The sequence below is a fragment of the Acidithiobacillus albertensis genome (assembly GCF_001931655.1).
GTDB classification, from domain to species: Bacteria; Pseudomonadota; Gammaproteobacteria; order Acidithiobacillales; family Acidithiobacillaceae; genus Acidithiobacillus; species Acidithiobacillus thiooxidans.
In genome coordinates this window covers 251,449-259,152 of record NZ_MOAD01000001.1, presented here as the reverse complement: position 1 = coordinate 259,152, position 7,704 = coordinate 251,449, and the positions used below count along the sequence as shown (strand labels likewise).

At 55.5% G+C, this 7,704-nt stretch carries 9 protein-coding genes; 7 read left to right on the top strand and 2 right to left on the bottom strand.

The features are described 5' to 3' along the window. The 3 genes from BLW97_RS01310 to ftsZ all read left to right on the top strand — a co-directional run. The coding region (locus BLW97_RS01310; RefSeq protein ID WP_143214896.1) for a cell division protein FtsQ/DivIB at window positions 1–450 on the top strand (450 nt) is incomplete at its 5' end. A gap of 30 nt (window positions 451–480) precedes the next feature. Continuing rightward, window positions 481–1,770, top strand: a complete 1,290-nt coding sequence (ftsA, locus tag BLW97_RS01305) for a cell division protein FtsA (protein ID WP_010641219.1) — start codon at window positions 481–483, stop codon at window positions 1,768–1,770. Between the two features lie 41 nt (window positions 1,771–1,811). Beyond that, on the top strand, window positions 1,812–2,981 hold the full coding sequence (gene ftsZ / locus BLW97_RS01300; protein WP_010641217.1) for a cell division protein FtsZ: 1,170 nt from the start codon (window positions 1,812–1,814) through the stop codon (window positions 2,979–2,981). Between the two features lie 16 nt (window positions 2,982–2,997). Here ftsZ and BLW97_RS01295 read toward each other — a convergent pair whose 3' ends face one another. Both BLW97_RS01295 and BLW97_RS01290 read right to left on the bottom strand, forming a co-directional pair. Next, entirely contained in the window at window positions 2,998–3,423 is a 426-nt protein-coding gene (locus BLW97_RS01295) for a hypothetical protein (RefSeq protein ID WP_075322086.1), read from the bottom strand. Between the two features lie 18 nt (window positions 3,424–3,441). Then, the gene (locus tag BLW97_RS01290) at window positions 3,442–4,299 is read right to left on the bottom strand and encodes a diiron oxygenase (protein ID WP_024893332.1); all 858 of its coding nucleotides are present in this window, start codon (window positions 4,297–4,299) and stop codon (window positions 3,442–3,444) included. Between the two features lie 234 nt (window positions 4,300–4,533). On the opposite strand from BLW97_RS01290, the gene aroQ reads away from it, so the two are divergent. Genes aroQ through prmA form a run of 4 tightly spaced genes read left to right on the top strand, consistent with a single transcriptional unit; the run spans window position 4,534 to window position 7,702 of the window. Further along, window positions 4,534–4,992 carry a type II 3-dehydroquinate dehydratase gene (gene aroQ, locus BLW97_RS01285; RefSeq protein ID WP_010641211.1) on the top strand — a complete coding sequence of 153 codons (459 nt, stop codon included), beginning with the start codon at window positions 4,534–4,536 and terminating at the stop codon, window positions 4,990–4,992. 19 nt (window positions 4,993–5,011) lie between these two features. Then, a complete protein-coding gene (gene accB, locus BLW97_RS01280) occupies window positions 5,012–5,479 on the top strand; it encodes an acetyl-CoA carboxylase biotin carboxyl carrier protein (protein ID WP_024893330.1) in 468 nt (155 codons plus the stop codon). A 1-nt stretch (window position 5,480) separates the two neighbouring features. Beyond that, on the top strand, window positions 5,481–6,827 hold the full coding sequence (gene accC, locus BLW97_RS01275) for an acetyl-CoA carboxylase biotin carboxylase subunit (protein WP_010641208.1): 1,347 nt from the start codon (window positions 5,481–5,483) through the stop codon (window positions 6,825–6,827). Continuing rightward, a complete protein-coding gene (gene prmA / locus BLW97_RS01270) occupies window positions 6,824–7,702 on the top strand; it encodes a 50S ribosomal protein L11 methyltransferase (protein WP_075322085.1) in 879 nt (292 codons plus the stop codon). The genes accC and prmA overlap by 4 nt, the downstream gene beginning before the upstream one ends. The last annotated feature ends 2 nt before the right edge of the window (window positions 7,703–7,704 follow it).

Below are 7,704 nucleotides of genomic sequence, written 5' to 3'. Positions count from 1 at the left end.
TCGGGCCAGACCCGCCTGACGGTCAATATCAAACCCTACACGCCGGTCGCCCGCTGGCTGGGTGGTGCCGGGCAAATGGTCGATGCCCAGGGAAAAGTGTTCAGCGTTCCCCCGGCACAAGTACCCAATGGACTCCCCAATCTAGCCGGACCCGCCGATAGTGGCAGCCAACTCCTCGCGCAACTGGCGAAATTTAATTCCATTGTTGCCCCACTGGGCCTGAAGGTCGTTTCCCTTCAGGAAGACCAAAGGGGTGGATGGCGCTGCATTCTCAATAATCAGGTTCGCCTGCTGCTGGGCAGCGAGGACGTGATACCCGCTTTAAAACGCTGGGTGGCCATTGCCCCCCAGGTCAAGGAATACCTGGTAGCCGGAGCCACAATGGATCTTCGCTATACCAATGGTTTTGCGGTCGCCATGCCCTCAGCGACCACCGTCAACAGTCAGTAACGGATCCCGGATCCGAAGGAGAGAAAGCAAATGAAACGTGGACATCAGGAACTCATCGTCGGCCTGGATATTGGTACTTCCAAAGTGGCCTGTATTGTTGCGCAGTCCAAAGGTGGTCGTGAAGCAGAAATCATCGGTGTTGGTCAGCACCCCTCCCGGGGCTTGAAAAAAGGCGTTGTCGTGGATATTGAATCCACGGTTCAGGCTATCACCCGTGCCGTGCAGGAAGCCGAGCTCATGGCCGGTGTGCAGATTCATGGCGCGGTGGTCGGCATCGCCGGCGGACATATTCGCGGCTACAACAGCCACGGTATTGTCGCCATCAAAAACAAGGAAGTCAGCAATGATGATGTAGGTCGGGTCATGGACGCCGCGCGCGCCATCGTGATCCCGCAGGATCAGAACGTCATTCATATTCTGCCCCAGGAATTCATGATCGACAGTCAGGAAGGGGTTCGCGAACCGGTCGGCATGTCGGGAGTCCGTCTGGAAGCCCGGGTACATATTGTTACGGGTGCAGTCAGCGCCGCCCAGAATATCGCCAAATGTGTGGAACGTTGCGGGCTGCAAGTCCAGGATCTGGTCCTCGAACAGCTGGCCTCGGCAGACGCCGTGCTTACCCAGGACGAGAAAGAGCTGGGTGTTTGTCTGGTGGATATTGGTGGCGGGACTACCGATATCGCCATTTTCCGCGATGGGGCCGTCCGCCATACGGCTGTCATTCCCATCGCCGGAGATCAGGTGACCAATGACATTGCCCTGGGCCTTCGCACCCCACCCGTTGAAGCGGAGCAAATCAAGAAGCTATATGGTTGCGCCCTGGGTGATCTCATTCAGCAGGATGATGAAATCTCGGTCCCCAGCGTCGGCACCCGCCCGCCCCGCACCATTTCCCGGCGCATTCTCGGTGACATCATTGAGCCCCGCATCAAGGAATTGTTTGAACTCATCCAGGCAGAACTACGGCGCACCGGCTATGAAGATTTGATTGCCGCTGGCGTTGTCATTACCGGCGGTTCCAGCCGTCTGGAAGGCATTGCCGAACTGGCAGAAGAAATCCTTCACCTGCCGGTTCGCGTCGGTGAACCCATGCATTTGCCGGGGATGGAAAACGTGGTTCGGGTACCTGGACATGCCACGGGCGTAGGCCTGGTGATGTACGGATTACATAACCAACCTGCCGGGCAAGGCGAAGCCGCCGTTGTCGCCCAGCCCAAGGCGGCCTATGAAGATCACAGTCAGGGACATGCCGGTATGGACACCAGCTTTGGTGGTGTTTTCCGGAAAATGCGCAACTGGGTCCAGACCAGCTTCGGCTGATCCCCACCAACACCCATACTTAACGAATCAGGAGAAATATCATGTATGAATTGAACGAATGCGAACAGGACGGCGCCGTCATCAAGGTCATCGGCGTCGGCGGTGGTGGTGGTAACGCCATCAACAACATGTGCGGAGCGGGTCTGGAAGGGGTGGAATTCATCACCGCCAATACGGATGCCCAGGCTTTACGTCACTCACAGGCTAGCCGCACCATTCAGCTGGGTGCGCAGATTACCCGTGGTCTGGGCGCCGGGGCTGATCCGGAAGTCGGCCGCAAGGCAGCGGAAGAAGGTCGCGATGATATTCGTGCAGCCCTCGAAAAAGCGGATATGGTATTCATCACTACCGGCATGGGTGGCGGAACCGGTACGGGTGCTGCTCCTGTTGTTGCTGCCATTGCCCGGGATATGGGCATTCTGACGGTTGGTGTGGTAACCAAACCCTTCAATTTTGAAGGCAAAAAACGCCAGCAGCATGCACTTTCCGGTATCGACGAACTTTCCCAGCATGTCGATTCTCTGGTCATTATTCCCAATGAGAAGCTGCTGGCCGTTCTGGGCACATCCATCAGTCTCAAGGATGCCTATCAGGCAGCGGACAACATTTTGTTGGGCGCGGTGCAGGGTATCTCCGAGCTGGTCACCCGTCCCGGCCTGATGAACCTGGATTTTGCCGATGTGCGTACGGTCATGTCAGGCATGGGTCTGGCGATGATGGGTGCCGCCAGTGGCAAGGGTGAAAACCGCGCCAGAGATGCAGCGACCCGCGCCGCATCCAGCCCGTTACTGGACGACATCAACCTCTCCGGGGCACGCGGTATTCTCGTCAACATCACGGCAGGTATGGACCTGACCCTGGGCGAATTCCAGGAAGTCGGCGAGCTGATTCGCGGTTATGCAGCAGATGACGCCAATGTGAAGGTCGGTACAGTGCTGGATCCTGACCTGGATGGGGAGTTACGCGTCACTGTAGTGGCTACGGGTTTGCAACGCGAACCTGTACGTTTGGCCGTGGAGAACATCCGGGGTCGTGGGGCTGCCAGTGCCGGCAATCCGAGCACCCCTTCCGACTGGCGCAATCTCGACATACCCGTGGGTATGCGTCATAACGAACGTCCGGCACCAGCTTCAACCTCTAACCGTAGCTCCGGGGTTCAGGATTTTGCCGATTTGGATATACCTGCCTTTCTGCGCCGCCAGGCTGACTAAGGTCGGTACCGCCGGGTCAGCGCAATAACGGCGCCTGACCTGGACGACAGCGCTCCTGACTAGGCCGTGGCCCCTTGGCTGCGGCTGTTCTTACCAACTCGTCTTCATCGGCAAGCAGCCCGGCGCGCTGAATGTCCGTCAGCAGGGAATTTCGGGCAATGGCATAACGCACATTGGGATCCCGATCCATACAAAACTCCGCCACCTGTTCCGCTGATAAATCCGGTCTTTTCGCAATACACAAGCGGATCACGTAGTCGTCATCCCGAGCCAACGCCGCTACTTCTCCGGGCAGCAAATCCACGCGTCTGGCAAAGTAACAGCGCGTCTGTACCCACTGCTCCCTCAGCAGGAAGGGACGATAGTGCCCGGGCAGTTCAGGACTCAGTGCCCATTTCAACCTTTCCTCCAGGCTCATACTCCGCCAGGACGCATCTGACATACTTAAACGTTCCTGATGTCAGCCAGCGGCCATATGCCCGGATGCTTCGCGGTCTGCACTGGACATGGCCTTACGATAACGGCTTAGATCCTTGGCACTCTGGATGGGAATTTCAAGCAGCGTGGAAAGATTGCGCAAAATGCCATTGATAACCTTGCCTTCCCAGATGGCATCAAAATGAATCTGGGTATCCAGCCATTGCTCCAGCCAACCCGGATCCGGCAGGTGACTCTGGACACTATCCTCAGGGTACATCTCTTTATTCACATGCAAGTTGGTTGGATGCAAAGCCTTTGCCGTCTTGGTATTAGCCATCAATACGCCAATTTTAGCGAAAGCCAGACGCGCCGAGTCTCCCAGGCGCTCAATGGCCCGGCGCATATATTTCAGATAAATGCCCGCGTGCCGCGCTTCATCTTTAGACAGCACTTCGTAAATAGAACGAATGACCGGCTCGCTGTGCCACTGCGCCGCGCATTTGTACCAATGCGTCAAACGAATTTCCCCACAAAAATGGAGCATCAGGGTTTCCATGGCAGGGGCAGGATCAAATTCAAAGCGCACCTTGTGCAGCTCTTCCTCAGTCGGGAGATATTCGGGGGCAAAGCGGCGCAGGTATTCCATCAAAACCAGCGCGTGCTTCTGTTCTTCATAAAACCAGATGGACATGAAGGCCGAAAAATCCGAATCATCGCGATTATCACGCAAAAACATTTCCGTCGCCGGCAGCGCCGACCACTCGGTCACAGCATTCATCTTAATGGTGCGCAGCTGCTCTTCACTCACCAGACTCCGATCAAACTGATCCCAGGGAATATCTGTCGCCATATTCCAACGCGCGGCCTCCAGGGATTTAAATAATTCAGGGTATAACATGGCAAAGCCACCTCTCTCCGGCGTCGTCAATCACAATAGGTCGCAGCGACCTGTCTGGGCTGCACCATACTGCCAGCAACCCCTATGAACCATATATTGGGTGTATTCTACGTCAAATCAACGCGTGGGGCGATGCCTGCGAAAAATCATGAGTCGCTGATGTAGTGCTTCGACCTAGATTTATGCGCGCATTTGCGGCAGACTTCAGTTTATTCTTGATGTTACGCGGAAGCCATGGCTGTATCTAATCCTCACATATTGGTACTGCACGGACCGAACCTGAACCTTCTGGGTCAGCGTGAACCGGCACACTACGGCCACAGTACCCTGGCCGACATAGACGCCAAACTGGTAGCCATGGCCAATGCCTGGGGTTGGGCCTTGAGCAGCTTGCAAAGCAATGCCGAGCATCAATTGATAGATGCCGTGCAGCTTGCACCCAAGCAGGGTGTCACCAACATCATCATCAATCCTGCTGCGTTTACCCACACCAGCGTGGCCCTGCGGGATGCCCTGAGTGCCGTGGCGATTCCGTTCATTGAGGTACATTTGTCCAACATTCATGCGCGGGAACCCTTCCGTCAGTATTCCTACTTTTCCGACATGGCCCAAGGGGTCATCGCCGGATTGGGTGCTGATGGCTACTTCCTCGCGCTGGAAGCCATTTACCGGCGTTTTTCACGCCCCGACTAAACGCATAATAAGGAAAAGTATGGATATCCAATTCATTCGTCGCCTTGCCGAATTACTTGAAAAAAGCGCTATTGACGAAATTGAAGTTGTGGAAGGTGAAAGTAAGGTGCGTATTACCCGACATGCAGCGCCCGTCGCCCCGCAAAATGTGACCTATCACACTCAGCCAGCCCCACTGCCAACACCGGCTGCAGAAGTAACTCGGCCTCCTGAAGCCACTGCAGCACCTGAAACCGCCCCCCAGGGCTACATGATCAAGTCCCCCATGGTCGGCACCTTTTATCGGGCTGCTTCACCGGAAGCTGCGCCTTTTGTTGAAGAAGGCAGCACCGTCAAGGCTGGTCAGACACTTTGCATTATCGAAGCCATGAAATTGCTGAATGAAATTGAGGCGGATGTCTCCGGCAAAATCATCAAGGTGCTGGCCAGTAACGGCCAGCCCGTAGAATACGGTGAACCACTCTTTATTATTGCACCAGAGGATTGATATGTTTGAGAAAATCCTCATCGCCAACCGGGGCGAAATTGCCCTGCGCATTCAGCGTGCCTGTCGTGAGCTGGGTATCCGCACGGTGGCCGTACATTCCGAACCCGACCGTGACCTGATGCACGTCAAGCTGGCCGATGAATCAGTCTGTATCGGCCCCGCTCCCAGTGATCAAAGCTATTTGAATGTCCCGGCGGTCATTGCTGCCGCAGAAGTTACCGACGCCGAAGCCATTCATCCCGGCTACGGATTTTTATCGGAAAATGCCGATTTCGCAGAAAGGGTGGAAAACAGCGGTTTTGCATTTATTGGTCCCCGTGCAGAAACCATTCGCCTGATGGGAGACAAAATCGCGGCCAAGGCCGCCATGATCAAGGCCGGCGTACCCTGCGTTCCCGGGTCTGATGGTCCCCTACCCGATGACAATGAAGCCCTCAAAAAACTGGCGAAGGAAATCGGTTATCCGGTCATTCTCAAGGCTGCCGGTGGCGGTGGCGGACGCGGCATGCGCGTTGTCCACACCGAGGCACATTTGATCAACGCCGCCAACCTGACCCGGGCAGAAGCGGGCAAGGCTTTTGGCAATCCGACCCTGTACATGGAAAAATTTCTGGAAACCCCCCGCCATATTGAATTCCAGGTGCTCTGCGATGCGCACGGCCATTGCGTACACCTCGGCGAACGGGACTGCTCCGTACAACGGCGTCACCAAAAGGTCGTCGAGGAAGCACCGGCTCCAGGCATTACCGATAAACAACGCGCCGAAATTGGTGCAGCAGTGGTCAAAGCCTGTTCAGACATGGGCTATCGCGGTGCCGGAACCATTGAGTTTCTTTACGATCCCGGCAGTAAAACCTTTTACTTTATCGAGATGAACACCCGCGTTCAGGTAGAGCATCCAGTGACTGAAATGATTACTGGTGTGGACATTGTCAAAGCGCAGATTCTGATTGCGGCAGGCAAGCCTCTCCCTTTCCGGCAGGAAGATGTCCGCTTGCAGGGACATGCCATTGAATGCCGCATCAACGCTGAGGATCCTGAAAAATTCATGCCCTCACCCGGGCAAATCACGGCATGGCACCCACCCGGCGGTCCAGGAATTAGGGTAGACAGCCATATATATGCCGGTTATCGGGTACCGCCTTTCTATGATTCCATGATCGGCAAAATCATCGCCTATGGAAATGATCGGGAAGAAGCCCAGATGCGCATGCGCAGCGCTCTGCGGGAAACCAGCATTGAAGGCATCCAGACCAACATTCTTCTGCATCGCCGCATTCTTGAAGAAGCCCAATATGCAGCCGGTGAAGTGAACATCCATTATCTGGAGGCACTGCTCGCGCTATGAACATTGCGTGGTGGCAACTGAGCCTTCAGGTTCCGGCCGACTCTGCCGCAAAGGTGGAAACACAATTGCAGGAGGCAGGTGCTGAAGCCATCACTTTTTTGGAGCTGGATACCAGCGAAGCACTTTTTATTGAAGGAGAGCTCTGGCAGAAAAGTCAGTGTCTGGCGCTTTTTGCTGCCGAAAACCATAGCGAAGCCAGTATTCATGCCTTAGTAAACATGGCCGGTTGGCAAAACTACGGAGCCTCTGTCCATGCTTTGGAAGATCAGGATTGGGTATCCAGTACCCAGGCACAATTTCCGGCCCGTCAGTTTGGAAAACTCTGGGTGGTTCCCAGCTGGGATCAAGCGCCACAAGATGCCCGCTATGAACTGCACCTCGACCCCGGCCAGGCTTTTGGTACCGGGGCGCATCCCACTACTTCGCGCTGCCTGCACTTTCTGGAAAGCCACATTCAAGGTGGCGAGTGCATTGTGGATTATGGCTGCGGCTCAGGTATTCTCGCTATTGCTGCTTTGCTTTTGGGTGCGAAAGAAGCTTATGGAGTCGATACCGACTCAATTGCGCTGCAAGTGGCCATGGACAACGCCCAACGCAATGGTGTCGCGGAGCGACTGCGACTGTCCCTGCCGGAAGCAACACCACTGCCCTTGGCGGATATTCTGGTTGCCAACATTCTGGCTGGGCCCCTGCTCAGTCTTGCCCCGACGCTGGCTGCATTGACCAGGCCAGGAGGATGGATTGCCCTCTCCGGCATTCTCCACAGCCAGGAAACCGGCATTCAAAATGCCTACGCACCCTATTTTAATTTAGCCGCCCCGCAACATGAAGAAGACTGGTCCCTGCTGTATGGCCAGCGAAAATCCGGAGACTGAAC

What these genes read in the sequence shown, in the direction of transcription:
- ftsA (WP_010641219.1), top strand. Translation starts at nt 481, where the DNA reads ATGAAACGTGGACATCAGGAACTCATCGTCGGCCTGGATATTGGTACT.
- ftsZ (WP_010641217.1), top strand. Translation starts at nt 1,812, where the DNA reads ATGTATGAATTGAACGAATGCGAACAGGACGGCGCCGTCATCAAGGTC.
- BLW97_RS01295 (WP_075322086.1), bottom strand. Translation starts at nt 3,423, where the DNA reads ATGTCAGATGCGTCCTGGCGGAGTATGAGCCTGGAGGAAAGGTTGAAA.
- BLW97_RS01290 (WP_024893332.1), bottom strand. Translation starts at nt 4,299, where the DNA reads ATGTTATACCCTGAATTATTTAAATCCCTGGAGGCCGCGCGTTGGAAT.
- aroQ (WP_010641211.1), top strand. Translation starts at nt 4,534, where the DNA reads ATGGCTGTATCTAATCCTCACATATTGGTACTGCACGGACCGAACCTG.
- accB (WP_024893330.1), top strand. Translation starts at nt 5,012, where the DNA reads ATGGATATCCAATTCATTCGTCGCCTTGCCGAATTACTTGAAAAAAGC.
- accC (WP_010641208.1), top strand. Translation starts at nt 5,481, where the DNA reads ATGTTTGAGAAAATCCTCATCGCCAACCGGGGCGAAATTGCCCTGCGC.
- prmA (WP_075322085.1), top strand. Translation starts at nt 6,824, where the DNA reads ATGAACATTGCGTGGTGGCAACTGAGCCTTCAGGTTCCGGCCGACTCT.